This is a genomic window from Xanthomonas sp. (assembly GCF_017163755.1).
Lineage (GTDB): Bacteria > Pseudomonadota > Gammaproteobacteria > Xanthomonadales > Xanthomonadaceae > Xanthomonas_A.
Genome location: NZ_JAFIWC010000074.1, coordinates 1 through 212 on the forward strand (window position 1 = coordinate 1; position 212 = coordinate 212).

Here is a 212-nt window from a genome sequence, read left to right on the forward strand (position 1 = left end):
CTGGGTTCCGGCCCGGCCGGGTGGACGGCGGCGGTGTATGCCGCGCGCGCCAACCTCAAGCCGGTGGTGATCACCGGGCTGCAGCAGGGCGGGCAGCTGATGACCACCACCGAGGTGGACAACTGGCCGGGCGACGCGCACGGGCTGATGGGCCCGGACCTGATGGCGCGGATGCAGGCCCATGCCGAGCGCTTCGACACCGAGGTGATCTT

Annotated in this window: 1 protein-coding gene; it reads left to right on the forward strand. The window is 71.7% G+C overall.

What is annotated here, in order from left to right; genetic code table 11:
* The coding region (locus JR065_RS21360; protein WP_429001899.1) for an NAD(P)/FAD-dependent oxidoreductase at window positions 1–212 on the forward strand (212 nt) is incomplete at both ends.